Source organism: Paraglaciecola sp. G1-13 (assembly GCF_055809255.1).
The window spans coordinates 130,903-156,927 of sequence record NZ_CM147903.1; the positions used below are offsets into that span (position 1 = coordinate 130,903).

A 26,025-nucleotide genomic window follows, 5' to 3' on the forward strand; every position below is an offset into this window, starting at 1 on the left:
ATAAATGATATGTCGCGCTTCAAAAAAGTTTACGCGCCATTGTATTTTTAGGGAAAAATTGAGCTGTTTTTGAGCAACTTTTGAGAAGATGGGGAGCTACCAAGCAAGTCCCTTGGTAGGCTTATTGCTTCACGATTGGTTATGTATTTTGCGGTAACACGCAGGCTGCTATGACTTTCTGGTTATAGATCACCGCGTAGTCATGTGCTTTTGAACGCAATGATGTTCGCTCACCGACGCGCAGCGTATCTCCAGTGCCTTTTAAGGTACGATAGCCACAATGTTGCTGAATTCGAGCCAGAGGATGCAGGGCTAAATCAACACCAGGTATGGATATAGCGCGCCCTGCGAAAGCTAATAATCGTAGATCGCCATTGCGAATGGCCTGCTTGGCATCATTGAGCGGAACTGCATCTGTTACCCAACTCAGGGGATGTACATTCATTTTCGCATTACTCAGGCTTGAAGGAGACTGGGGTTGAGCTGTTGATACGCCAGATGCATTCTTGACTTCGATGTTGGCTGCGGGCGGAACCTGGCTGGGAGCATGCCCAGCTTGGCTACGTTCCGGCGTATCAGCACTGCCGAAACAAGCGCAAGCAGTGAGGTTTGTCAGCCCAATCAACATGATAGGGCCAAGCACTGATAGGCGTTTAATTAACAAGCGCATTTTGCTGACTCACGTGAACGCCTGCCTATGAACATCATCACGCTCACTAAACCAAGCCACAGGTAACTAAACGAGCCACCGCCACCAGAACTACTGCCAGTCGTTGGCGCAGTAGTCGTAGGCGTTGCTGTAACCGTTATCGTCAGGGTTGCACTGTCGGTGGCAATGCCATCACTTACAATGTAAGTCAGGCTTTCATTGCCCGAAAACCCACTAGCTGGTTGATAACGTACTTGGTTGCCACTGATGCTAACAGTCCCTGAGCCAGTGTAATTTATGTCGCTGATGCTGAGGTTGTCACCATCGATATCCGTATCATTATCCAGCACACTGATAAGCGTAGCTGCGCTATCCTGCTCAACGGTTTGGCTGTCGTCACTTGCCTGTGGGGCATCATTAACTGGGGCAACATTCACGACCAATGGGAAAGCACTTGAGTCTTCGATACCATCATTGACCGTGATCGAGACTGACAGCTCGCCGCTAAAGTTCGCATCAGGTACTAGGGTTACACCATCTTCGATGCTGTAATTACTGCCTGCTTGCAATGCTAAGGTGAAGTTATCTGGGTAGCTAGAGTCTGGGTCAGTGACTTGTAAGTCAGTTAGCGTCAGGGTAAGTGTATCGTCTTCATTGAGACTTAATACAGACTGACCATCAATGACAGGGGCGACATTTGAGCCTCCTTGGGTAATCGCAAAGTTGGCAGGGTTTACAGCGTAAAAGACGTTGTCTACACAACTGACTTTTATACGTGCGTTGGTGGTGTTGGTGTTTGGTGAAAATACCACTTGTTCGCCATCATTGGGGGTGTCGCTTATAAGAATACTGTCGAAAGTATTATCACCGTCTAAATCTGCTGTGATGTCTACCGAGGGGCAACTAATCGGTGCATTTTGTGTACTGGCGGTATTCCAGGCAATGGTTTGAGCTGCATTACCTTGCCAAACACTGGTCGCTGTGGGTTGAGTGACCGCAAATGCGGTGCCCGTATTTGTGACACTCAGCATAATATCAGCAGTGTCTACGCCGCCTCTATTATCTTTTACCGTAACGCGAAAGTTTAGTTCTCGATCGGTTGTAGGGTAAGCCTCACCAAAACTAACGGTATTCTCTAACACATCCTCTAAAGCAGGGAAATAACGATAGCTCTCACTGACTGCAGAGTACGAGCGAAACAGTGGATTCGCGCCATTATCGCTGCGCATGCCGCTGGCGGTGGCCGTTCCACCCGTGTCGCCACCGGCATCAATTTGCTCCCAGGTATAGGTTAGTGTTTCATCATCAGTTGCTTGTGCATCGAGTATAAACGGCGTGTTCGCTGGAATAGAGTAATTTGTTGAGGTCAAAGAGACTTGTGGCGCAGCATTGTTCAAACTGCTTGTGGTGCCACAAAGTCGGCCTCGTCCTGTCTCAACATAGTCACGTATTTGTTCTACTGAGCCCGCGTGGAAATAAGGTGAACTGGTGTTTTGTAAATTCTGAGTGCCGCATATACCTGCGTAGGACATAATTGTAGAGCCACTGCCCGGTTCAAATGCGCTCGAACTACTGCGCTGTTCTTCGTCACAGGAGTCAAAATCTTGTGCGTTAAAAGAGTGTTCCGCATCCAGTTGGTGGCCCAATTCATGGATCACCAAATCAATATAGAAGCGCTCCCCTTGGGGAGAAGTATTGCCTGTATATCCTCTGGCTTTGTGAGTACTCAAACATACTACGCCAACGAACGCTAGCCCGCCTGGATTAGTGGCAAGTAAATGCCCTATATCGTAATTGCTAGAGCCTACAGCATCATCAATGACTTGTTGATTGGTGTCTAAATCTTCGTTTGCATCACTGTTGGTAAAGGGGTCAGTAGCGGCATCTGTATAAATAATATCTTCGTTATCAATCAACTCAAATTGTATGGCAGTATCCACCAGTAAAATCTGATTCACTCGGTTGACCAAAGTGATCATTTCTGCCACTGCGTCGGCTTTTGTTCCACCTACTGCTTGAGTGTATTCACCGGTTGCACTGAAGGCTAAACGGTAGGTGGTTAGGGTGTCGCCTGTGGTTTTCTGAGCGGTGATTAAATCGGTGTTGGCTTCTTTCTGCGCTGAAAGGGCGCTAATTGAATCATCCATACCTTGTGGTAGCAGGCTTTTGCCGTCAGAGTCGAGGTAATAATAGCTAACATATTGTTCATCGTTTTTTTCGTAAACTGGGCTTAATAACGCCCACTGACCATTTTGGCGAAATATACCCGTCAGCCCTTTATGAGTCAGGCTGAAACGGCCAACATTTTGCGGAGCGTTCACTTGTACCGCGTCATAGGACATAAACTGAGGGTAGCGTGCAGCTAAATCGTCTGACATCACGCGAGAAGGCGTGAGTGTAAAGTCAGCGTAGGTGCCATCAGGCAAGGGCAGAGCTAAGGTGATAGCGGCGGTTTTATCTGAGAAACGTTGTTGCAATGAGTCGCTGGCAAGGGACTGATAGTTACCTTTAACGACGGCCACTTTTGGCGCGGTGTCCTCAGCGCTAAATTTAGCTTGGGCTGAAGCTACCCACAATGATTCAGCACTAGCAGTGCCTGCGCTAAGTGCACCGATGCCAGAGGCCGCGATAAGTAACATACGTTGGGCAAATTTACTGAAATTGTATTTGTTTACTACCTGCATAAAACAACCTTGAACAATTGACTGCTTTCGGGAAGCGTCCCGATTAAGCTAAGCGGCCAGCTTAAAATTAAAGAACAGTCTGATCCTTGCTTGTTCTACTTCACTTGATACCGACCCAACAAAAAGGTTAAGCCTGAACAGTTACACGAGCCTTATTCTAGTGATAAATCGTGAAACTTGTATCACAAATCTTGAGTTTTACTGGCTGAACAGAGTATGAATTAGCAAATAGCGTATTTTACCAACACGGGAATCAGGTAGAATATCCCTATTCTATCGACCCGAGCAATAAAGCTTATGCCAACAGAAAAGCGTGATACGCGACCGACAAAATTCACCTTGTTCAGCATGTTAAAAACAGATTGTCCAAAATGTATGCGCATGCGCTATATCATTTTCTGGGGCATACTCATGGCTGTGATGTACTTCTGGTTTTGGGGTTAAATAAAGGAACAAAATGCAAGATGTAATACAGATCCGCGCTTCTGCGAAACGTAATGTTCTCACCACTAGTTTATTCGGTGTTGCCGGCATTTTTGTGGCTGCAGGTATTTTCGCTTGGCTGCCCGAGGCATTCTTTTTAGCCGGTGTGTTTGTGACGAGTGCTTCAATAGTGGCACTGTTGATTGCTTGGTTTAAATTTCGTGAGCCTATTTTCAGCTTAGAATTATCCCATGATTCTATTTGTTACCAGCATCGAAAAGGACAATGGCATGTGAGTTGGCACAATATCCAACGTATTGACGTCCCTCGCGCGCATCGAGACTTAGCACTTGAAGATTTGAGCTTGGTGGGCATAAAACTTAAAGACTATCGGCCCTTTTTAACCACAACACCGATCAAGTTGATGATTCATTTGTTGATGGAACAGCGTTCTCTGCTGTTATTAGGGGATAAAGCTGACAGTGCCTCAGGACTGAGTTTCAGTGCTAACCTTGTAGAAGATGATAAACATAAGTTACCCGATGGAACTGTGCTTACTGGCACACAGGCCATGCTAGCTAACCGAATGACAAAGTTGCGTGAACGATTAGGTTACGACTTGTATATCAACGTGTCTGAGCTTGACCGCAGTGAGCAAGAGTTCGTTACGCTATTGCGTGAGTGCCAGGAGTTTGTGCAGAACCAACAGAAATAACCTGCTTAGTATTGGCTAACATTTTGACGTCATCAGGGGGGGAAATGACTAGTCCCTGATGTTGTGTTTGATGTCATTCTCTTGTTTCAGCAGGGCTTTAACATCGTTAATCAGTCTGGCCAAAGTCGAGGGCACCTTATCAAATTGTTCTCGCTTCAACTGGCTCTCTAATTCTGAACAACTGCTATGCAGCGCTACCGCCCCTGTATAGCAACATACACCGTGCAGTGCATGCACAACTTGTTGCAGTTCATTGTGTTCAGGGTGCGCCTGTAGCCGTTCAAATTTGCTTTCGAATGAAGGAAGTTGCTTAATGAATTGGTTGAACAGATCTCTGGCAGCGTCAGCATTTTGATTGGCGCGTTTGAGTGCCAAGGGCCAATTAAACACCTCAATGTGTTCGTCTTCTTCCACCCCTTGATGGCACCAGCGATTAATCAAATCAACTAGGTCGGAAAGGTCGAGAGGTTTTGGCAAATAATCGTCCATCCCACTATTTAATAGGCGCTGCTGTTCTTCCTTAAACGCATGGGCCGTTACTGCAATAATGGGGGTGCCGAAATTAAGTTTCGTTTCTCGAATTAGTTTGGTTGCTTGTAAGCCATCCATATTGGGCATTTGCACATCCATCAATATCAGATCAAATTCGCTTTCTTTGCATAAATTGACTGCATCTTGACCACTGAACGCGAGTTTAAGCTCAAGGCGTGATGGCTTAAGCCACGTGCTCAACAAGCGTAAATTCATTTCCATATCATCTACCGCCAGTACGGTAACTGCAGGTAAATCTTGCAAACGCTTCTGCAACTCATTAACCGGTGCATGCGTGGGCTTGTGCATAATTTCTTTCAGCTTACCTGGGGTCAGAGGTAAGCGCAGTTGAGGGGTAAATTGCCCAGTAAATTGAGAAAAGCGGCAACAAGAGTCCTCGCCTGAGCACAATAACACCTTATGTTTAGCTACAATGTTGCTCGCGCTAGAAAAGGCCTGTTCATTGGCGGCTTGATTATGTGGGTGTATGCAAAATATCATGCAATCAAAAGCTTTAGTGCAGGTTTGCAAAAAGGCAATTGAGTCGACACTGGTGACAATTGCCCCCAGGGATTTGAGTAATTTACTGGCAGTGAAGCGCGCGTTGGGGTAAGGCTCGTACAGCAATACCGTTTGATCTTGCCAGTCGCTTTTTGGCGAAATACTGGGTTTGGTGTTTAAAATATTCATGCGAACCGTGACATTAAAGGTACTGCCTTGACCGGGGGAGCTTTGCAGCGACAATTGCCCGTGCATTAATTTGACTAACTCTTTACAGATAACCAAACCTAGCCCAGTGCCTTGGTAAGAGCGATTGAGCGCATCATCAACCTGCGAAAATGCGGTAAATAGTTTGCGCTTATCTTCTCGGCTTATACCGATACCCGTGTCTTCAATTTTAATGTTTAACTCAAAAATACCGTGCTCTAATACTTTACCAGACGCCGCTAAACCAATGTGTCCGGTATCGGTAAATTTCAGGGCGTTGCCCAACAAGTTATTGAGAATCTGGCGTATTCGATAGCTGTCGCCTATCAGCTTGAGTGGCAATGGCTCTATGTCATACACAAACTCAAGGCCTTTTAGATGAGCGGATTTGGCCATCACGCCTATCATCTCTTCGAGTAACTCGTTTATTGAAAAAGGATGACTGTTAATTTGGAGCTTACCCGCTTCAATTTTCGACACATCCAGCACGTCGTTAACTATGGTCATCAGGTTGTCAGCGGCAGCGTTAATAATGTTGATTTGGTCGCGTTTATCGGCAGAAAAATCGCCTTGTTGCAACTCTTTACTAAAACCGAGGATTGCATTGAGAGGAGTTCTAATTTCGTGGCTCATGTTAGCCAGAAACTGAGATTTAACGTTGCTCGCAGCCACTGCCTCTTTACGAGCAATATCTAGTCGAACGTTTTGTTCTTCCACCAATTCAATATTGTTACGTAAATCATTGGTTGCTTGCTGTACTTCAATCTCAAGTTGGTGGCGGCTTTTGTCCATCAAAGCCAGTGAAAATAATGCGGATTCAAAGAACACACCGAACTGAAAACAATAGGTAGTGAAAAAATTAGAGGGCAGCATATCCACTAAGCTAAACATACCTATTAATGCGCATGTGGCTAAAATACTCCATGCGAAAATAAAATAGCGCGCAGCATAAAACTGATTTGAGTAGCTTTCGAACCCAGCATAGGTGTAGCAACTAATGGCCAGCATACTGACAACATACACGGCGGCATTTTGCCAAACGGGCGGAAACAAATTCACCATAGAGCATAAGCCCATTAACGCTAAAAGCCCGATGCTGACTTTAATGAAGGGGAGTGTTTTAGGTGCCGTAACTTTGGCTTCTAAAAACACAATCGTGAATAACCCAGAGCCAATACCAATCAGCACAAAAATGATGTCCGTATGCGTGTCGAACCAATGCGATAATGCTTGGGGGAGCATCATATTGGCGTGCCCACCCCACACGAATTGCCAAACAATGACTGTGCAGATATACCCAACATAGGCCAATAAACTAGACTCACGAAGAGCAAAATAGACTACCAAATTGTATATGGCTAAAATAATCAAGCCACCGTAAAATAACCCCCACAACAAGCTATCATAAAAGCTCTGCATTTCGTGAGAAGTACTGGATTGGATGCTAATGGGTGCAACTAAACTGCTATGCTGGCTCTGCAAGCGCACAAACAATTCAACAGTTTGTGCATAGGGCAATTCGACTTTCATCATAGGTAAGCGATAGTGAGTTTTCATGCCTAGCTTGCCCTGAAAACTCGAAGCAAGAATCTGCCCATCTTGCATCAGGTACATATCGACATTATCAAGCTGCGAAAACGCAACACTGACCACCCATTTGTCTGTGGTAGTCACATTACTCAAGGTGGTGTATAGCCATACACCGTGTTCAGAAAAACCATAATTGGGGTTGCCGCCTGAGTGCCAAACAAACTGGGAGAGCATGTCTCGGGCTTGTGTCACGCTGAGCTCAATGCCGTCTTCTTGCATGACGCTGATAGATGATGACAGGCTAACTTCCTGATCTTTAGAGATTAGTTGCACAAGACTTTCGACTTGTTGGGCATTGCCAGTTGATACCCCCCCCAAGGCCATCAAGCAAACCAATAGAGCCAGCCAAAGCTGCATAGGGTGTTTTAAAAAGTCGTGAAGCCTCAAAGTGTCTCCTGCACAGCTAGAATTAACCCAAAGGCCCGTCGAAAATATTTTGCTAATTGGCGACAATCTTTGTAGTTAACATAGATATCTTTATAATTGTTATGTTCTTACCATCACTGGAAATAATCTATGATACTTCGCCGTTTGATTCTACTTTCTTTTGTCAGTTTTGCTGGCATAGCTAAGTCGTTACCGTTAGAAAAGCTCTCTCTACCTACTGGGTACAGCATTGAAGTCTACGCCTCAGATGTCAAAAATGCTCGCCAGATGGCGCTCAGTGATAACGGCATTTTATTTGTTGGTAGCCGAGACAGTGGGCTTTTAACTGCTGTTGTGGATAAAGACCAAGACGGCAATGTGGACGAGGTACTGCAAATTGCCAAAGATTTAACCATGCCCTCAGGGCTCACCATCAAAGATGGTGACTTATATGTGGCAGAGGTCAGCCGAATTCTGAAATACGCCAATATTGAGCAGAATTTTCGCGAATTACCTGAGCCTGAAGTGGTCATTGATGGCTTGCCTGATAAAAAACACCATGGCTGGAAGAACATTGATTTTGGGCCAGATGATTGGTTATACGTTCCTGTTGGCGCGCCATGTAATATATGTGAAACCAATGGCGGTGAGAAGTTTGATAATCCTGAATTTGCCTCGATTTTAAAATACAACTTAAAAACCAAAGAGCGAGTTTGGGTAGCAAAAGGGGTAAGAAATAGTGTGGGGTTTGATTGGCACCCGCAAACCAACCAAATGTGGTTTAGCGATAATGGCCGCGACATGATGGGAGACGATATTCCACCGTGTGAAATCAATCGTGTTGACGAGATAGGTGCTCACTATGGTTACCCCTATTATCATGGTGGCACCATAGCCGACCCAGAGTTCGGTACAGACAAAAATGCCGCAGACTATGTTGCACCCGCATTGAATTTGGGCGCGCATGTTGCGCCATTAGGTATCCATTTTTACCATGGTGATATGTTTCCAGCAGATGCCCAAAACAATCTGTTTGTTGCTGAACATGGATCATGGAACCGGAGCAAAAAGTCTGGTTACAAAGTCATGCGAGCGATATTGAAAGATAACGAAATTGTTGAATATCAACCCTTCATTGAAGGCTGGTTGCAAGCGGATGAAACATCGTGGGGGCGCCCAGTTGCTATGCTCACCATGCCAGATGGTAGCTTGTTAGTATCCGATGATTTCGCGAATGTTATTTATAGGGTAACCTACCAGAAGTAATCCACTTTTTACGTTTAAAGCGGGAGCGAAAACGTTGGTTTTCGCTCCCCAACAATAATAACAGCGGCCGATATAGCACACTATGAGTCAAGAAATCATTATCAATAAAGACGGTATCGAACAGCTTCCGATGCGTCAATTCACCGAAGAGTCTTACCTCAATTATTCCATGTACGTCATCATGGATCGGGCTTTGCCCCATATCGGCGACGGATTAAAGCCAGTGCAGCGGCGTATTGTGTACGCCATGTCAGAACTTGGCTTGAGTAACAATGCTAAGTATAAAAAGTCGGCGCGTACAGTGGGGGACGTATTAGGTAAATTTCATCCCCACGGCGATTCTGCCTGTTATGAGGCTATGGTATTGATGGCGCAGCCATTCTCTTATCGCTACCCGCTGGTGGATGGGCAAGGAAACTGGGGGGCGCCAGACGACCCTAAATCATTTGCTGCCATGCGCTATACCGAATCTCGATTGTCTAAGTTTAGCGAAGTGCTGTTGACCGAACTTGGGCAAGGTACGGTTGATTGGCAACCTAACTTTGATGGCACGTTAGACGAGCCCAAAATATTGCCAGCACGCTTACCGCATATTTTGCTCAATGGTATTACCGGCATCGCGGTCGGTATGGCCACTGATATTCCGCCACATAATGTACGAGAAGTGGCCAATGCCTGTGCCCATTTATTGGATAATAGCAAAGCGGAATTGCACGAATTATTGGAGTTTGTACAAGGGCCTGATTACCCCACTGATGCTGAAATAATCACCCCACAAAGCGACATTCGTAAAATGTATGAAACCGGTCGTGGCTCAATTAAAATGCGCGCTGTGTATTATGAAGAAGCTGGCGATATTATTATCACGGCGTTGCCACATCAAGCCTCTGGCGGCAAAGTGTTAGAACAAATCGCGGCCCAGATGCAGGCAAAAAAACTGCCTATGGTCAGTGATTTACGTGATGAGTCGGATCACGAAAACCCAACCCGTTTATTGATCACACCGCGCTCAAACCGCGTCGACGTTGAGCAATTAATGCAGCACCTGTTTGCCACCACAGATTTAGAGAAAAATTACCGCGTCAATATCAATATGATTGGGCTAGATGGTCGCCCGCAAGTCAAAGACTTGCGCATGATTTTGTCTGAATGGTTGATATTTAGAAAAGACACGGTGGTTAGACGCCTGCAATATCGATTAGATAAGGTATTGGCGCGCTTACATATTTTAGAAGGCTTGATGATTGCCTTCCTAAATATTGACGAAGTTATTCGTATCATTCGCTACGAGGACAAACCAAAGCTTGTCCTGATGGATACCTTCTCGCTATCAGACATTCAAGCGGAAGCTATTCTAGAGTTAAAGCTACGTCATTTAGCCAAGCTTGAAGAAATGAAAATCAAAGGTGAGCAAGACGAATTGGCCAAAGAGCGTGACGAGCTGCAACTTATCCTCGGGTCTGACCGCCGTCTTAAGACCCTGATCAAAAAAGAAATTTTAGCCGCAGCTGAAATGTACGGTGATGATAGACGCTCACCGATTATTGAACGTTCTGAGTCCAAAGCCTTGAGTGAGAAAGAGCTTATTCCATCAGAAGCTGTCACCGTTGTACTGTCAGAAAAAGGTTGGGCACGTTGCGCCAAAGGGCATGATGTAGACGTGGCCGGTTTAAGTTACAAGGCGGGGGATAAGTACCTCGCCAGCAGCAAAGGACGAAGTAACCAGCAAGCCGTATTTATGGATACCTCCGGGCGGGCCTTTTCCTGTGATGCCCATTTACTGCCCTCAGCCCGAAGCCAAGGTGAGCCCATAACGGGACGTTTTAGTATCGTCAGTGGGGAAAGCGTTGAGCACGTGGTAATGGGACAAGACGAGCAGCAATATCTGATTGCCTCTGATGCGGGCTACGGATTTGTCGGCAAATTTGCCGACATGATCAGTAAAAACCGAGCTGGGAAAGCTTATATTTCTTTACCCAAAGCCGCCAAAATCATCGCGCCTCAAGCAGTGCACGACTTATCCAGTGATTGGTGTTTAGCGATTTCCAATGAAGGGCGCATGTTAATGTTCCCGTTACGAGACTTACCCAGCCTAGGAAAAGGTAAAGGGAATAAAATTATCAGCATCCCTTCGGCTAAATCACAAGCTCGGGAAGAGTTCGTCAAGGTGCTCGCTGTCGTCCCTCAAGGTGCCAATATAAAAGTATTGGCGGGCAAACGCGGTATGACATTAACCGCTGACGACTTAACTCACTATCAAGGTGAGAGAGGACGCCGCGGCAACAAACTCCCCAGAGGCTTACAGCGTGTCGATGGTATTGAAGTTGAAGCGGGTACCGGTGTTAGCGACCAAGCTGACGATGCAGGTGAGTTACCTAATGAGCCATCCCTATAATCCTGCTTGATCGGCTATAGGTTTTTTCTATAGCCGATGGTTATTTCATAAAAGGAATATTCATGCAATTCGCCTTAGTCGCCTTCGTTTTATTCATCAGTTCTTTCGCCGCCATAGCAGAGCAAATCACGACCCAATATGGCTTGCTATCGGGTCAAAAAAACAATAAATCTCAGATCTTTTCATTTAAAGGGATCCCATTTGCTGCGCCGCCGGTGGGTGAGCTTCGCTGGCAGCCGCCTCAACCGGTTAGTGCGTGGCAAGGTGTCAGAGACGCGACAAAGTTCGCCCCTCGTCCAATGCAAAATCCCATCTATAGCGATATGCAGTTTCGCTCACAAGAGGTTAGCGAAGACAGCTTGTACCTTAACGTGTGGACACCGAACACAAGTGATAGCGCCAAATTGCCGGTGTTACTGTACTTTCATGGCGGAGGCTTTATTGCAGGCAGTGGCGATGAAAAGCGTTACGACGGCGCCTCTATGGCACAAAAAGGCATCGTGGTCGTTACAGCGAATTATCGGCTTGGTGTATTTGGCTTTTTCGCACATGAAGGTTTGTCTAAACAAACAGACTATCACGGCTCGGGTAATTACGGCTTAATGGACCAACAAGCAGCACTTAAATGGGTGGCCGAGAATATTCAACAGTTCGGGGGCGATCCTAAGCGTATAACGATCGCAGGGGAGTCTGCAGGCTCGATTTCCGTTTCAGCGCTTATGGTGGCACCTTCGGCAAAACCATATATCGCCGGTGCAATTGGTGAAAGCGGCTCGATTGTTGGACCACCACTTGACCCGTTAGCACTCAAAGATGCCGAACAGTACGGTCAGAAAGTGGCAACGACTGCACTTAAAGATACTCCTGAGCAAAACGTAGTTCTTGCTGAAGCGCGCATTGCAGCGCTAAGAAAGATACCTGCACAAACCTTGTTAGATAAGGTCACTAAAGGCGGTTTCATTTATTTTAAACCAAACATTGATGGCGCCTTCTTTCCTGAATCACCTGATGCGTTATTCGCCAAGGGGACACAAGCAAAAGTGCCTTTGCTGCTTGGGGATAACTCGCAAGAAGGCGGCTATCAGCAGATCATGGTTGATGGGGCACCCACTGTTGAGCATTATGTTGATAAAATAAAACGCCTTTACCCAGATGATTTTAAGGAGGTGCTAAGCCTCTATCCTGGCGAAAATAGTGCGCAAGTTATTGCATCTGCGCAGGCGCTGGCCAGTGATCGTTTCATGGGGATAGCAACCTTCAACTGGGCTTATCAAAACGTTAAGACTAATACAGCTCCAAGCTTTTACTATTTTTATGACCATATTCGCCCAGCCATGGTTGGGGCAAAGAACGTTCTGCCTGTGAATAAACCAAGAGGTGCTGTGCACTCTGCTGAAATTGAATACGCCTTAGGTAATTTAGATGCCAATCCATTATACGAATGGCAAGACGCGGATTATCAAGTTTCAGAGATTATGCAGCAGTACTTTGCTCATTTTATTAAAACAGGTGTGCCCAATGGGACTGACGACGCCAATCACGCTTTGCCTCATTGGCCACAATTTAGTCAGCATAAACGTATGGTGTTAAAGGCGCAGCCTAAGGTGGAAGACATTCGTTACCTGCAAGAGCGACATGCTTTTCATCGTCGCTATTTCTTTGAAAAAGCCCAACTCGAAAAAGACAGTTTGAAAGGGATCATTGAAAAAAGCAGCACACCCCAGTGAGTTCGACCGTGAGCAATCAATTTAAGAAAGATTATATAGTGGTGGCGCAAAATGCGTCTGGGCGAAACATGAACGTGCCTCTGTATCGCTTTATTGGCGAAAAGCCAGGCCCTAAAGTGTACATTCAAAGCTCAATACACGGTGCTGAAGTGCAGGGAAATGTGGTGATCTACCACCTTATTCAACTGTTAAAACAAATGCCTATTTGCGGCGAAGTGATACTGGTGCCCAATTGTAACCCAGTTGGCACCAATATAAAGGCGGGGGAATACACCTTAGGGCGATTTGATCCTGTCAACGGTACGAATTGGAATCGTGGGTATTTTTACGATGCGAGCTTGATTGAAGATTTCGCACAAACAGTGCAAAACGATGAGTCTATCTCTCAAATTAAACAGCGCTTTCGTCAGCAAATTAAGCATATTCTGGCGTCTAAACTGGAAGAGCCGTGGGGTATCGGCCTAGCACAACGGCTGAATTTAAAGTTACAGCAACTGGCCTTTGACGCCGATTTTGTACTCGATTTACATAATGGGCCTGTTTCTACGCGGCATATTTATGTGCCTGAATATGCGCAAAAATCGGCAAGTTTGTTCAATATTCCTCATGTCATCTTGATCCCAAATAAATTTGCTGGAGCCTTGGATGAAGCAACTTTTTGCCCATGGTGGACGTTGCAAGATTTGGTTAGTCACAAGCGCCAGCAAGATGTTGACTTTGGGGTTGAGGCATTCACGTTGGAAATGGGTAGCCAAGAGGTGATTAATTTTTCTGAGGGAGAGTACGATGCAAATAGCATTTTATCCTATCTCAATGGAAAAGGCTGTTTATTACAAAGTGATATTCACCCGGAAGCGATGCGCCGAGTGGCCACCTATTTGAAGAACTACAAAGTTTTATATACTCAACAAGGCGGTATGGTGGAATATTTAGCCAAGCCGGGCGACGTTGTGAAAAAAGGCCAGCCGCTAGCTAAATTACTGAATGTGGATGAACTTGATACAGAAAATGCCACTGAATTGGTAGTGGCACAATGTGATCTTATCCCCATTTTGCACTTTCCTTCAGCTTCGATATTGAGTGGTACTCAGCTATACAAGTGCTTTACTCACTACTTCGAACTTTAAACAATTAGCCGCCGCTTTTAGGTCGTACCTTGGAGGTAAAAAGTAGGTAATTGCTGTGAACATCTGTGCTCGTAAACTAACGCGCTTTCAACATGGTTCACTTCAGGCCTAGCGGTAAGTTGGTTAAATACAAAATCTCGCAAATGACTAGAGTCAGTCACGGTGACGTGCAATAAAAAATCGATGTTGCCACCCATGTGAAACACGCTAAGCACTTCGGGCTGAGGTAATAAGTCAGTAACAAAGTCATCTACCGCTAAACGGTTGTGATCAGACAATCGAATCGAAATCATCGCTTGTATATGACCGCCTAAGGCATTCAAATCTATCTGTAACGATGCGCCTTGAATGATCTCATCTGCTTGCAGGCGCTTGATACGCTCAAGACAAGATGAGGGTGCTAAACCCACCCGTTTAGCTATTTCTTTATTGGTGGTACGAGCATCTTCGTACAAGGATGCAAGAATATCCAAATCTATGCTGTCTAGGGGCCGGCTATTTTTCTTAGGCATCATATGCTCTCTATGGATAGGTACTGTAAATGACGAGTTTCACTACGTGAATAGGCATCAGGCTTCGCATAGGTCAATTGGGTAAAAGAGTGTCAGAACGTGTGGTAAGGGCAGCATCAATGCTGGTGCCTTACATTAGCCCAATAAATAGCTTAAGCATGGGCTCCTATCGATTTGATTTTTAACGTTGCCTAGCAGACAAGATGAAAGCTAGGCACATACACTACTACTAATTCATCGCCAACATAATTCGCTTGCTATTAGTCAGTAACTCAAGTTGCTCTTTTGCCACGAGTTCGAATGCGCTGCGCTCTTTCTTGGCGATAGGGAGGGCTTTAGGTAAAGAAACGGTTCTAGGGTTGCGATGTACGCCATCCACTAAAAATTCGTAATGTAAATGCGGGCCAGAAGCTAACCCTGTAGAGCCAACAGTGCCGATAACATCGCCTTGCTTAACAGTTTGTCCCACTTTGACTTTACGCTTGGTAAAGTGCAAATATTTGGTCACGTACTTTTCACCGTGTTGAATAAAAACGTGATTACCATTGTACTTATCGTATGAAGAGCGAATAACCTTACCATCGCCAGCGGCCATTACGGGGGTGCCGCGATTTGCTGCGTAATCCACGCCGCGGTGGGCTTTCCAGCGTTTTTGGACTGGGTGAAAGCGACGTTTTGTGAAACTAGAGCTGATGTATTTAAAGCTAACCGGTGCGCGTAAAAAACTTTTACGCATACTACGCCCTTCTGGGGTGTAGTAATTGCCATCAGAGTATCGGATAGCGGTAAAGGTGTTGCCACCGTTGGTAAATTCAGCTGAAACAATATCGCCGTATTCCACGAATTCACCGTCTATGTATTTTTCTTCAAAGACAACATTAAAATTGTCACCTTGGCGAATTTCTAAAGCAAAATCGATATCCCAGCCAAATATCGCCGCTAGGCTCATGATTTGACTTTCAGATAGGTGGGCTTTTACACCAGCATTCCAGAAACTGCTGTTAATCTCGCCTTGCGCGTAGTTCAAGCGGGTATCGACTTTCTTTTTGTCCACGCGAGCGGTGAGTTGATTTTTTTCATCAGGATGAATAAGTAGGGTTTCGGTATTTGAAAACGCATAACTTAAGCCAGCAAATGAGCCGTTTTCATCAACTTGCAGTGATACGAGTTGACCAGGGCGGATCTTTAAAAGCATTTTAGCGAGTTCGCCAGCGCTGCTCACATTATAAGTGTCGCGAGCGGACAGCCCGGCGCGCTTAAAAATCTTGGCCAGCGTATCCCCGCGCTTAACTTGATAAGTGTTCCATTCAACGTCATCGCTAACGTGTTCTTCACTGCTGACCGATAAATGATCTGTGCTAATAGGCAGTTCGTAGCGTTTACCGATCTCTAATAAAGCGGCCTCGGTGTTACGGGAAGCACTGGCACGGTCTGATGGGAATAGGGCAAGAATTAGCACGATAGACGCGAGGGAAGCAACCGCCCACTTATGTGCTTTAGGTAATTGTGAAAAGGCTTTTTTTACCACAGGAAAATTCAACTCATACAACTGTTAAGTGTGCAGAATATAATGATTGAACGGGATTTTCTAGAGGAAGGTCGTTTTTTGTACATCTTTAGTATGATATGAGTATAAGAATCCATTGATTAATCCTTATACGCCCTTTCAATAGCAGACGCTGCAACGTAAAATAATCGATTAAATTTATTCGTATTATCATATTTATAAGGGTTCAAAATGGCAGATTGGCAAAGCGCATTTGCTGAGCTTCAGCGTGGTGCTGAAGAAATATTGTTGGAAGAAGAACTGATTGCCAAGCTAAAAGAAGGCAAACCGTTAAAAATTAAAGCAGGCTTTGATCCTACAGCGCCAGACTTACACCTAGGTCATACGGTTTTAATTAATAAACTGCGGTCTTTTCAGCAGCTTGGGCACGAAGTTATTTTTCTGATCGGTGATTTCACCGGAATGATAGGTGATCCCACAGGCAAAAATGTTACTCGTAAGCCATTGACCCGAGAAGACGTACTAGCGAATGCTGAAACCTACAAAGAGCAGGTATTCAAAATTCTTGATCCGGCTAAAACCACGATCCGTTTTAATTCAGAGTGGATGGAAGGCCTAGGGGCCTCTGGTATGATCAAGTTAGCCTCCAGTCAAACTGTGGCACGTATGTTAGAACGAGATGATTTTAAAAAGCGCTATGCCAACGGCCAACCTATCGCTATTCATGAGTTCTTGTATCCGCTCGTTCAAGGCTGGGATTCTGTTGCCCTTGAGTCTGATGTTGAATTAGGCGGAACAGATCAGCGTTTCAACTTATTGATGGGCCGTGAATTGCAAAAAGGGCAGGGGCAACGACCACAAACTGTTTTGATGATGCCGTTGCTTGAAGGGTTAGACGGCGTACAGAAAATGTCGAAGTCCCTTGGAAACTATATTGGTATCACCGATTCACCAAGCGATATGTTCGGTAAAATCATGTCGATTTCAGATGATTTGATGTGGCGCTACTATGATTTACTTAGCTTTAAGGCCATTGAAGAAATTGCGCTTTATAAAGAGCAAGTCGCTGGAGGCACGAACCCAAGAGACATAAAAATTGCGCTGGCTAAGGAGATTATTGCGCGTTTTCACGATGATGCTGCTGCAGAAGCCGCTCACCATGAATTTATCCAACGCTTCCAGAAAAATGCCATCCCAGATGAGATGCCTGAATTCACTTTTGAGGCAGGTGCAGAAGGTATGGCTGTTGCCAACTTGCTTAAAGAGGCTGCTTTAGTGGCATCGACTTCAGAAGCGATGCGTATGATTAAACAGGGCGCGGTTAAAATGGACGGTGAAAAAGTGGCAGACCAAAAAGCGATTTTTACCTCGTTACAAGAAGCCGTTTTCCAAGTGGGCAAACGCAAATTTGCGCGAGTGACGCTAAGCTAAGTCCAATAGGCGGTTTGCTCATATGGTGAGCGAACCGCTTTTCTTAAGGTTTTTCGCGAGAAGGTTTACGCTTTTTCCTATCTAGATTGAAGTGACTTAAATGTAAGTCTAGCGCTTCTACCGAAATATTTATCTCCCTCACCGACAAACCTAGTGAATAAAGCAGCAATACAAGGCTGCCTGCGAAAATAGTACTGCCTATCGTTTGATATTCAGCGTAAATCGCTAACATGGATAAAACACACAGAAAAAAGCTAAAGGCGCCAAATTCTTGCATGCGTTTAATCAGTTGAATACGAGTACGCAAATTATTAATTTGGGCATGGGTATTCTCTTGATCCTGCGTGGGGTCAAGATTTCGGATTGTGCTGGCTAACGTCAAAAATCGATTGGTATAAGCCAATAATAATAACGAAATTGCCGGAAAGAGCATCGCTGGAGTTGTCAAAGTGATGGTCATAATAAGGAAGTGTGTCTAGCCGCTAATATTTATATTGATTATGCCACAGTTTACCTTTGCGCCCACTGAGTGAATACGCAATTACTTTTCTTGACTGTTATCGACAGCGCTATATTGCTTCAATTCTTTGGTTAACTGGGATAAAGCGCTTTGCTGGCTGCCAAACATGCGCTCTTCAAGGGTGGCTGTGAGCCCCGCTTTTTGCCGAATAGACTTCAATTGAGATATGCCCACAGCAGACGTCAAACAATAGGCGTCACCAATGCAATTATTTTTTACGCTCATAACAAAGCATTCGAGTAAGTATTGTTCTGCTTGCGGGGTCGCGGCCAGATGTAATTGAGCATTACCTAGGTAGGCCCAAGGTTCCCCATTAAAATCGCTAACAATTTTGCACAACGTTGCAAGATAGCGCTGAGCAATTTGGTCGCAGCAAGCACCATTGAACGTGCACATCACGACATTACTTGAAACCTCAAATGAATAACTACCTGATGCTGTGGAATACGAAAATTTTGGGGTCATATACAACTCGAATTATGTTTACACGAAAAAACGATTAAAACGTCAATTTGATAAAATGGCAGGACTCGTTAATCAGGCGAGAATATAACATGTAAGGGTAATTGGTTATACGAAAATGCGCAGGATAATACTGGTAGCCAATGACTTTCAATGGCTAAACTCGCCTTAAAATCAACCTCCCTAAAGGTGCAAGCGATAAAGGCCCACGGCAATACATAAGCACAGTACCCAAAAAGCGAATTTGCATAAAACAATGTGGTTGGAAAGACGCTTTATATCGATGGTGTCAGCTTGGCGTTTCCCGCCACACTTTATAGAGCGCTTTTTGGTGTTTTCATAAATAGCCGGGCCACTGAGCTCTATACCCAATGCCCCACCGTGCAAAGCGAGTAATACCTGATGGGCGCTGCTAGAACGAGGAAGCGCGCGCCACGCGCTAATGGCACTGGTGACACTGCCCATCAATGTAAATAGAAACGAGGTTAAACGCAGAGGAACCCACTGCACAACGAGAAGCGTCTTGGCAGAAGGTTGACCGAAGTAGGTGAATTGAGTGAGTTTGGTATTCCAGCAATGAGAAAATTCGTACACGAGGCGATAACACAGTGCCGTAACCGGCCCGAATAAAAGAAACAACATCGCAGTACACAGATACTGTTGATGAAAACGCAGAGTCATACTCTCAATGGTGGCTTTCACTAATCCCAACCTTGAAAGAAGCTCAGTTTCTCGCAGCACCATAGGTTTTAGAGTCTGTCTGGCAAGGGTTTTCTTCCCAGATAGCAAAGCAGAGTACACTTTTTTACCACGGGTTATTACATGCTGATACTGCAAGGCGACGAGAAGCAGCATGGCGTCAAAGAAGAGCGGGAATTCAGCCATGTTGATAAAAATAGCCAGTATGACTGCGACTGGGCTTATTAACACCAATGGCGCTAATGTCCCTGATATACGCAATTGCAGCGGGGCCCTGTCGGCACAGGGGTTCACCTTGTCAGCCATTCTTGTGGCGACGAGTTTCGCAAAAAAAAGCGGGTGATAGCGCTCAGGCCAATGTAATAGCATTTCAACTAACATCACCACGCCCAGCACCCAAATTGGTTGCAGCGCGGGTGATTGCAAGAACACATCGATATCGCTTGGCAAGGTCTATGTGACTTATTTAGTTTGGTTTTGCAGTACGGTGAGCATTTCCATCACCAGCATGGCTGAGTGTTTTGCTGCCTGCTCTAAGTATGTTTGAAAGGATACGGTCGAAGCTTTGCCTGCAATATCTGACAAAGAGCGGATCACCAAAAACGGCACGTTAAGCAAGTGACAGGTTTGGCCTATCGCGACGCCTTCCATTTCTGCCGCGGCGATAGCGGGGAAATCGGTTCGTAGTTTAGCGGCTGCTTCGTCGCTGCCGATAAAAGCATCACCAGTACAAATTAGCCCGCGCTTAGTCTTGGCTTCACCTAAGGTGATTGCGGCTTTCTCGGCCGCCTCAATTAGTGCGGCATCACATAAATAGGTTTCTGGCATACCAGCACATTGGCCCAAAGCATAACCAAAGTGGGTCAAGTCGGCGTCGTGGTGTACAACTTCATTAGCGATCACGATATCACCTATGCTCAATGCTTGGTCAAATCCACCCGCTGAGCCGGTGTTGACCACGAAATCCGGAGCAAATTTATCCACGACTATGGTCGTGGCAACTGCTGCCGCAACTTTGCCAATGCCACATTTAACTAAGACGACGTCGGCACCCTGTAACTGGCCAGTGTAAAGTGTTAAATGCGCATGTTGATGCTCAACAAGCCCACTAATTGATTCTTTCAGAAGGGTAATCTCTTCATCCATGGCACCTAAAATGGCAATTTTCATATGTAGTTCTTCTCACTCGAATAATGAGCGCAGTTTATTACGGATGGCATCAAGATGAAACTAGAGGTATTTGTAATCAAAGATAAACAGTCACCAGAGATGAATACGAATAGGGCGGAGGTGACGTAAAAAAGCGCCATCCTTAGAGGCTATTTGTCTTAACAAAGAGCTTCTAAGGTAGCGCAAGCAAGCGGCAAGTTGGGATTTGCCTCTCTTTCAAACGTGAATAACCGTTTTAACCAAGTTTAAAATGCATACTTTGCTGAAAACTGTAAGCGACTCATATCGCCGTCTTCATCTGACTCAAGGGTTTTCTTAGCGTAGGCATATTCGGCGCCAAAGGTTAGCTCAGGTGATGGGGAGTAAAGAATATTGGCTCTGGCACTGTAGGTTTCCTTAATGACACCTAAGCCCGTCAAGTCAGTATCGTTATCTGCGCTGAACATGGCGTAGCTGAAGGTACTGCGCCACTGAGGATCCCAAAAGTGACGATAAGCCACCGTGAAACCACGAACATCGATAGTATCGAGCTCATTATTCGCATCTAATACTGCACTGTTAACGGCATTTAAGGCGATATACCGACCCAGTCCGCTGCCGATATTAGCCATCACGCGCACATCGTCTTGACCGAAATTAATCTTACTGGTGATGCTAAGGCCATAACCAACGTCGTCTGTATCAATATCACTGCCATTTTGCTTTTCGACATAAGAGAGTTGACGCACTAAGCCGGCAAATGACACATGTCCCCAGGATTGATTTAACGTGTAACGCGCTGCTAAATCGGGCACTGAGTTGTCATCAGCGACAATACGACCACTGCCGCCAAAAGGTGTCACTGTGGTTTCCGGGTTTTCTAAGGCAACTTCAAAGGCTCCCGAGGTGTATCTCACCATGGTTTGTCGCGCGAAAATGGTGCCGTCAGTTACCCCAATGAAATCTAAAGATTCAGGCAGGGTTTTAACGTCTTGAAATGTGGACCAGGTTTGGCCAATCAACCAGTTGTTGTACTTGATAAAAGCATGGCGAATTCTGGGCTCATATGAATTACTGATCCGCTCGTTACCATCTGGCGTGGTATGAAAATCAAATTCAAGTACACCGGTGATTTTTTCGTTGTTACTCAATAGGGTATTGGTGGTGAAGCGAAAGCGAGATTGTTTAATATGGGCATCAAATTGGGCGCTTTCTTTTTCCCCGCCCGTGGGTGTCAGACTTGGGATGTAGAAGTCACGTCCAATAGTACCAGAGGGTAATGTTCCATCGCTGTATTGACTCACCATGGCATCTGCTTTGACGTAACCGCTGAAACCAAATGTGGTTTTATCTAACGGGTTAGCAAGAGAAGTAAATGACACGGTGGAGCATGCTAAAGCTAAACTTGTGAGTGATATGCGTTTTATGTTCATTTGTCTGTCCGTTTAGTCGCTATTTACGTTACCTACTCTGGGACATGTTCAAAAAAACGGCTATAAGCTCATGGTCTATGATACCAAGGTCTTAACAATATTTACTTGAGTTTAACTTTTGTTTGCTTATCGCAATTTATTGTTTAATCCATCATGGAATTAATTCAATCGGGCGCAATCGCTATACTTTAAACTGGCCGACTAGCCCTTCTAGCTCGGCCGTTTTTTGGCGCAAACTTTCCGCAGTTTTACCATTTTTAACCGCAATACCACTGAGCTCTGTTGTTTGGTTTGATATATCAATAATACGCTGACTGATTTCTTTGCCTACAATACTTTGTTCTCGGGCGGCGGTGGCTATTTGAACATTAAGATTATTCATTGTGGCAACTGATTTAGATATTTCGCCCAATGATACGGCCGTGGTGCTAATGCTTTTTTCGGTTTCATTGCTGCGTTGTTTGCTATCGCTCATCACTACCACTGCAGCGCGCGAACCACTTTGTAACTTGGCGATCATATTTTGTATTTCTTCGGTGCTTCCTTGTGTTTTACTGGCTAAGTTCCTTACTTCATCAGCCACAACTGCGAAGCCTCGGCCCTGTTCTCCTGCTCTAGCGGCTTCAATAGCCGCGTTCAGCGCCAGCAAGTTTGTTTGCCCTGCAATACTTTCGATAACTAATAGCACAGCACCGATGTTTTCTACGTCATCACCTACTTGTGTGACAACTTCTTCCGTGGCCGACAACTCATTGAGTAAAAGCGACATCTCGTGACAGCTTTGCTCGACACTTCGCATCGCTTGGTGACCATTGTTATCCGCTTCTAATGCTGCTGAAGCGGCGGCATCAGCGTTAACAGAAACTTGATGGGCTGTTTCTGACATCTGTGAGGTAGCGCTGGCGACTTGGTCAATTTCGTTATGTTGCTTAATACTCAAATCCTTTATCGAAAGCGTTTGCGTGCCAAGCTCATCACTATTTTGTTTCACTCGTAAGCTGATATCGCGCACATTACCAATGATTGTCTGTAGTTTGCTCAGTAGGGTATTTAAGTGACTCGCGAGTTCACCTAGCTCGTGGTTGTCGTTGAGATTTAGACGACGGGTTAGGTCTCCCTCAGCACTAGAGAGCTCTTTTATCGATTGGGTCACGGTGTTTAACGGTGAAAGGATCGAGCGGACTAAAAGCAGTCCAAGCATCAGTAACAGCAGCAGTAATATTCCTGAGACTAGGGTGACTGAGGTGATTAATGTTGCGCGGGATTCATCAATGTGTTGCGAAAATACGCTTACTTGGTCATCAATGCTGTCGATGTACAAGCCAGTACCAAGCATCATTTTCCATTCTGGAAGGTAAATAGCGTAAGACAGTTTTGCGGCTGGCGTATTTTCCCCCAATCGAGGAAAATGATAAGTCACAAATTCATTCCCTTGAGCAAATTTGTTATTGCGACCCGCAGCAATTAAATCTCTAATCAGATAGATCCCGTTTACGTCCTTAAAGTCATAATAACTCTGGCCAATACCTGCTTCATTTTCACCGTTAAATAGACGTACTGCTTTATCATCATAACCAAATATATATCCATCTTTACCAAATGTTAGTCGCTTAAGTATCTCAATAGCCTCGCGTTTGTCGCCACCTTCTTGATAAATCGGTTTTACCGCGCTGTAAGCTAATTCTACGGTGTTTTTAAGTTCCCCTTTTTTGCTCTCAATGAGTAAAGTTTGCGCGGACTTTTCCACGGTCCCCGTCAGCGCAGTGACCTGTGAAATAATAATCAGCAAGAGGATTGATACCAGACTGACCAAGGGAACAATTGAGATGATCAGAAGGCGATTCTTAATGGATATATAACTAAACATTTGCGCACCTTAGGGTAGAGCACAAGCTTTTTAGAAAGACAAAAGCGATGGCGAAGTGATTGTTTGCTGAAACAGAGTTTAGCTCATGGATCTGTATTGTGATGTTTCTGTAAAATGCCCAAAGTGACGAGGGCTGAGCCTAAAGCGCTCGCATAACGAAATAAAGCAAGGGTAATTGTTAAATGATGTCGGCAATTGTATTATTTTGATTACTCATATGTAACGCAGGGATAAGACCAAGGTCTCATTCCGGTTTGTGTGCTTACGAGTACAGTGCTCAGTATTCTTATTTGTGTATTCAGTTTTTGGAGTCATTATGTCGCAACAAATTTATCCCGTTCCAGCACACGCTAAAGAGCATAGCCACCTTACGCCAGCCGATTACGCGCGCATGTACGCAGAATCAGTAGAGCAACCTGAAGTATTCTGGGCTGAGCAAGCTAAATCACTTGATTGGGTCAAAACCCCAACCAAAATCAAAAACACGTCTTTTGATGCTCATCATGTAAGTATCAAGTGGTTTGAAGACGGCGAATTGAATGTGGCATACAACTGTATTGACCGTCACTTAGCGAAAAGAGGTCACGTAACAGCCTTTATTTGGGAAGGTGACGACCCTCATAGCCACGACATTATCACTTACCATCGTTTACATGACGAAGTCGCGAAAATCGCCAACGGCTTGCGCAAGCTAGGTGTAGGCAAGGGCGACAGAGTTGCGATTTATATGCCTATGATCCCGCAGGCTGTGTATGCCATGCTTGCATGCGCGCGGATAGGCGCTGTACACACCGTCATTTTCGGCGGCTTTTCGCCTAACGCAATTGCCGACAGAGTGAATAATTGTCAAGCGAAGGTGTTGATTACCGCGGATGAAGGGCTAAGAGCTGGTAAGCATATTCCATTAAAAGACAATGTGGATACAGCATTGGCTGAACATGACTGCCCTAGCATGGAGCAAGTTATCGTATTCAAACATACCGGCAGTCACGTGAGCTGGGGTAAAGATGATGTTTGGTGGCATGACTTAACGGATGATTGTTCTACCGATTGTCCGCCAGAGGTAATGAACGCAGAAGATCCGCTTTTTATCTTGTATACATCCGGCTCTACCGGCCAGCCTAAAGGAGTAGTGCACACCACCGGGGGTTACTTGCTATGGGCATCCATCACCCATAAATACGTTTTTGATTATAAACCAGGAGATATTTACTGGTGTGCAGCCGATGTTGGCTGGGTGACAGGTCACAGTTATATCGTATATGGCCCTCTTGCCAACGGCGCGACCAGTGTTATGTTTGAAGGGGTACCTACTTACCCTGATGTACGCCGAATTGGCCAAATCGTTGATAAGCACAAGGTGAATATCCTTTACACGGCGCCTACTGCTATTCGTGCATTAATGGCCCACGGTGATTTCCCCACTGAGGGGATTAGTGGCGAATCATTACGCTTACTTGGCTCAGTGGGTGAGCCCATTAACCCAGAGGCATGGCATTGGTATTATACGACTGTTGGCCAGTCACGATGCCCGATTGTGGACACATGGTGGCAAACTGAAACGGGCGCTGCCATGTTAACACCTCTCCCCAGTGTCACAGCGATGAAGCCAGGCGCTGCTAGCCATCCATTTTTCGGTGTGCAGCCCGCATTGGTAGACGGCCAAGGCAATGAATTGTCTGGCGCAACTGAAGGCAATTTAATTATTACCGATAGTTGGCCAGGTCAAGCGCGCACCGTTTACGGCGATCACGAACGTTTTGTGCAAACGTATTTTACCACTTACCCAGGTACTTATTGCACCGGTGATGGTGCTCGTCGCGACGAGGACGATTACTTCTGGATCACAGGGCGAGTAGATGATGTACTCAATGTGTCGGGCCATCGCTTAGGCACCGCTGAAATTGAAAGTGCACTGGTTTCCCATAATGCGGTAGCTGAAGCCGCGGTGGTAGGCTACCCCCATGATTTGAAAGGCCAAGGTATTTATGTATATCTGATGCCCAATGAAGGTGTTGAGATAACGGATGAGCTTACAAAAGAGGTTTCTAATTGGGTACGTAAAGAACTTAGCCCCATTGCGACACCAGACTTGATACAATGGTCCTCAGGGTTACCGAAAACACGCTCTGGTAAAATTATGCGCCGGATTTTGCGCAAAATTGCTGCCAATGAATATGAACAACTCGGTGATACGTCTACGTTAGCTGACCCAAGTGTGGTTGATACCCTAATAGAGCAACGTTTGAACCGATAAAAATGGA

At 45.4% G+C, this 26,025-nt stretch carries 18 protein-coding genes; 7 read left to right on the plus strand and 11 right to left on the minus strand.

Annotated features, from left to right (window positions below; all coding sequences use genetic code 11):
• Positions 1–139: 139 nt before the first annotated feature.
• Entirely contained in the window at positions 140–670 is a 531-nt protein-coding gene (locus AC0L6N_RS00580) for a hypothetical protein (protein WP_473477937.1), read from the minus strand.
• Positions 658–3,333, minus strand: coding sequence for a reprolysin-like metallopeptidase (locus AC0L6N_RS00585; protein WP_473477940.1), 2,676 nt, complete (start codon positions 3,331–3,333; stop codon positions 658–660). Before AC0L6N_RS00585 ends, AC0L6N_RS00580 begins: the two co-directional genes overlap by 13 nt.
• Before the next feature lie 457 nt (positions 3,334–3,790).
• Between AC0L6N_RS00585 and AC0L6N_RS00590 the strand changes: the two genes are divergently transcribed.
• On the plus strand, positions 3,791–4,471 hold the full coding sequence (locus AC0L6N_RS00590; protein WP_473477942.1) for a DUF2982 domain-containing protein: 681 nt from the start codon (positions 3,791–3,793) through the stop codon (positions 4,469–4,471).
• Positions 4,472–4,519: 48 nt separating this feature from the next.
• On the opposite strand, the gene AC0L6N_RS00595 is transcribed toward AC0L6N_RS00590, so the two are convergent.
• Positions 4,520–7,657, minus strand: coding sequence for a hybrid sensor histidine kinase/response regulator (locus AC0L6N_RS00595; RefSeq protein WP_473477944.1), 3,138 nt, complete (start codon positions 7,655–7,657; stop codon positions 4,520–4,522).
• A gap of 159 nt (positions 7,658–7,816) precedes the next feature.
• Between AC0L6N_RS00595 and AC0L6N_RS00600 the strand changes: the two genes are divergently transcribed.
• The 4 genes from AC0L6N_RS00600 to AC0L6N_RS00615 all read left to right on the plus strand — a co-directional run bounded on the left by AC0L6N_RS00600 (position 7,817) and on the right by AC0L6N_RS00615 (position 14,181).
• Complete coding sequence (locus AC0L6N_RS00600) at positions 7,817–8,932, plus strand: PQQ-dependent sugar dehydrogenase (protein WP_011573421.1); 1,116 nt, start codon at positions 7,817–7,819, stop codon at positions 8,930–8,932.
• Between the two features lie 82 nt (positions 8,933–9,014).
• Positions 9,015–11,327, plus strand: a complete 2,313-nt coding sequence (gene parC / locus AC0L6N_RS00605; RefSeq protein WP_473477947.1) for a DNA topoisomerase IV subunit A — start codon at positions 9,015–9,017, stop codon at positions 11,325–11,327.
• Positions 11,328–11,389: 62 nt separating this feature from the next.
• On the plus strand, positions 11,390–13,054 hold the full coding sequence (locus tag AC0L6N_RS00610) for a carboxylesterase/lipase family protein (RefSeq protein WP_473477949.1): 1,665 nt from the start codon (positions 11,390–11,392) through the stop codon (positions 13,052–13,054).
• Positions 13,055–13,062: 8 nt separating this feature from the next.
• The gene (locus tag AC0L6N_RS00615) at positions 13,063–14,181 is read left to right on the plus strand and encodes a M14 family metallopeptidase (protein WP_473477951.1); all 1,119 of its coding nucleotides are present in this window, start codon (positions 13,063–13,065) and stop codon (positions 14,179–14,181) included.
• Positions 14,182–14,198: 17 nt separating this feature from the next.
• On the opposite strand, the gene AC0L6N_RS00620 is transcribed toward AC0L6N_RS00615, so the two are convergent.
• Entirely contained in the window at positions 14,199–14,696 is a 498-nt protein-coding gene (locus AC0L6N_RS00620; RefSeq protein ID WP_473477953.1) for an Lrp/AsnC family transcriptional regulator, read from the minus strand.
• 226 nt (positions 14,697–14,922) lie between these two features.
• A complete protein-coding gene (locus AC0L6N_RS00625; RefSeq protein WP_041714196.1) occupies positions 14,923–16,221 on the minus strand; it encodes a peptidoglycan DD-metalloendopeptidase family protein in 1,299 nt (432 codons plus the stop codon).
• Between the two features lie 210 nt (positions 16,222–16,431).
• Between AC0L6N_RS00625 and tyrS the strand changes: the two genes are divergently transcribed.
• The gene (tyrS, locus tag AC0L6N_RS00630) at positions 16,432–17,631 is read left to right on the plus strand and encodes a tyrosine--tRNA ligase (protein WP_011573427.1); all 1,200 of its coding nucleotides are present in this window, start codon (positions 16,432–16,434) and stop codon (positions 17,629–17,631) included.
• Between the two features lie 43 nt (positions 17,632–17,674).
• Here the strand turns inward: tyrS and AC0L6N_RS00635 are convergent, their stop codons facing one another.
• The 6 genes from AC0L6N_RS00635 to AC0L6N_RS00660 all read right to left on the minus strand — a co-directional run bounded on the left by AC0L6N_RS00635 (position 17,675) and on the right by AC0L6N_RS00660 (position 23,761).
• Positions 17,675–18,091, minus strand: coding sequence for a DUF2721 domain-containing protein (locus AC0L6N_RS00635; protein ID WP_011573428.1), 417 nt, complete (start codon positions 18,089–18,091; stop codon positions 17,675–17,677).
• 81 nt (positions 18,092–18,172) lie between these two features.
• Positions 18,173–18,616: a hypothetical protein gene (locus AC0L6N_RS00640; RefSeq protein ID WP_473477954.1), complete on the minus strand. Its 444-nt coding sequence runs from the start codon at positions 18,614–18,616 to the stop codon at positions 18,173–18,175.
• 180 nt (positions 18,617–18,796) lie between these two features.
• On the minus strand, positions 18,797–19,762 hold the full coding sequence (locus AC0L6N_RS00645) for a cobalamin biosynthesis protein CobD/CbiB (protein WP_473477955.1): 966 nt from the start codon (positions 19,760–19,762) through the stop codon (positions 18,797–18,799).
• A gap of 12 nt (positions 19,763–19,774) precedes the next feature.
• Complete coding sequence (locus AC0L6N_RS00650) at positions 19,775–20,482, minus strand: 5'-methylthioadenosine/adenosylhomocysteine nucleosidase (RefSeq protein WP_473477956.1); 708 nt, start codon at positions 20,480–20,482, stop codon at positions 19,775–19,777.
• 245 nt (positions 20,483–20,727) lie between these two features.
• On the minus strand, positions 20,728–21,894 hold the full coding sequence (locus tag AC0L6N_RS00655) for a DcaP family trimeric outer membrane transporter (RefSeq protein WP_473477958.1): 1,167 nt from the start codon (positions 21,892–21,894) through the stop codon (positions 20,728–20,730).
• A gap of 181 nt (positions 21,895–22,075) precedes the next feature.
• The gene (locus AC0L6N_RS00660) at positions 22,076–23,761 is read right to left on the minus strand and encodes a methyl-accepting chemotaxis protein (RefSeq protein ID WP_473477961.1); all 1,686 of its coding nucleotides are present in this window, start codon (positions 23,759–23,761) and stop codon (positions 22,076–22,078) included.
• Between the two features lie 316 nt (positions 23,762–24,077).
• On the opposite strand from AC0L6N_RS00660, the gene acs reads away from it, so the two are divergent.
• On the plus strand, positions 24,078–26,018 hold the full coding sequence (gene acs, locus AC0L6N_RS00665) for an acetate--CoA ligase (protein WP_473477964.1): 1,941 nt from the start codon (positions 24,078–24,080) through the stop codon (positions 26,016–26,018).
• Positions 26,019–26,025: the final 7 nt, after the last annotated feature.

What these genes read in the sequence shown, in the direction of transcription:
- AC0L6N_RS00640 (WP_473477954.1), bottom strand. Translation starts at nt 18,616, where the DNA reads ATGACCCCAAAATTTTCGTATTCCACAGCATCAGGTAGTTATTCATTT.
- AC0L6N_RS00660 (WP_473477961.1), bottom strand. Translation starts at nt 23,761, where the DNA reads ATGTTTAGTTATATATCCATTAAGAATCGCCTTCTGATCATCTCAATT.
- AC0L6N_RS00655 (WP_473477958.1), bottom strand. Translation starts at nt 21,894, where the DNA reads ATGAACATAAAACGCATATCACTCACAAGTTTAGCTTTAGCATGCTCC.
- AC0L6N_RS00600 (WP_011573421.1), top strand. Translation starts at nt 7,817, where the DNA reads ATGATACTTCGCCGTTTGATTCTACTTTCTTTTGTCAGTTTTGCTGGC.
- tyrS (WP_011573427.1), top strand. Translation starts at nt 16,432, where the DNA reads ATGGCAGATTGGCAAAGCGCATTTGCTGAGCTTCAGCGTGGTGCTGAA.
- AC0L6N_RS00620 (WP_473477953.1), bottom strand. Translation starts at nt 14,696, where the DNA reads ATGATGCCTAAGAAAAATAGCCGGCCCCTAGACAGCATAGATTTGGAT.
- AC0L6N_RS00595 (WP_473477944.1), bottom strand. Translation starts at nt 7,657, where the DNA reads ATGCAGCTTTGGCTGGCTCTATTGGTTTGCTTGATGGCCTTGGGGGGG.
- AC0L6N_RS00635 (WP_011573428.1), bottom strand. Translation starts at nt 18,091, where the DNA reads ATGACCATCACTTTGACAACTCCAGCGATGCTCTTTCCGGCAATTTCG.
- acs (WP_473477964.1), top strand. Translation starts at nt 24,078, where the DNA reads ATGTCGCAACAAATTTATCCCGTTCCAGCACACGCTAAAGAGCATAGC.
- AC0L6N_RS00650 (WP_473477956.1), bottom strand. Translation starts at nt 20,482, where the DNA reads ATGAAAATTGCCATTTTAGGTGCCATGGATGAAGAGATTACCCTTCTG.
- parC (WP_473477947.1), top strand. Translation starts at nt 9,015, where the DNA reads ATGAGTCAAGAAATCATTATCAATAAAGACGGTATCGAACAGCTTCCG.
- AC0L6N_RS00585 (WP_473477940.1), bottom strand. Translation starts at nt 3,333, where the DNA reads ATGCAGGTAGTAAACAAATACAATTTCAGTAAATTTGCCCAACGTATG.
- AC0L6N_RS00590 (WP_473477942.1), top strand. Translation starts at nt 3,791, where the DNA reads ATGCAAGATGTAATACAGATCCGCGCTTCTGCGAAACGTAATGTTCTC.
- AC0L6N_RS00580 (WP_473477937.1), bottom strand. Translation starts at nt 670, where the DNA reads ATGCGCTTGTTAATTAAACGCCTATCAGTGCTTGGCCCTATCATGTTG.
- AC0L6N_RS00610 (WP_473477949.1), top strand. Translation starts at nt 11,390, where the DNA reads ATGCAATTCGCCTTAGTCGCCTTCGTTTTATTCATCAGTTCTTTCGCC.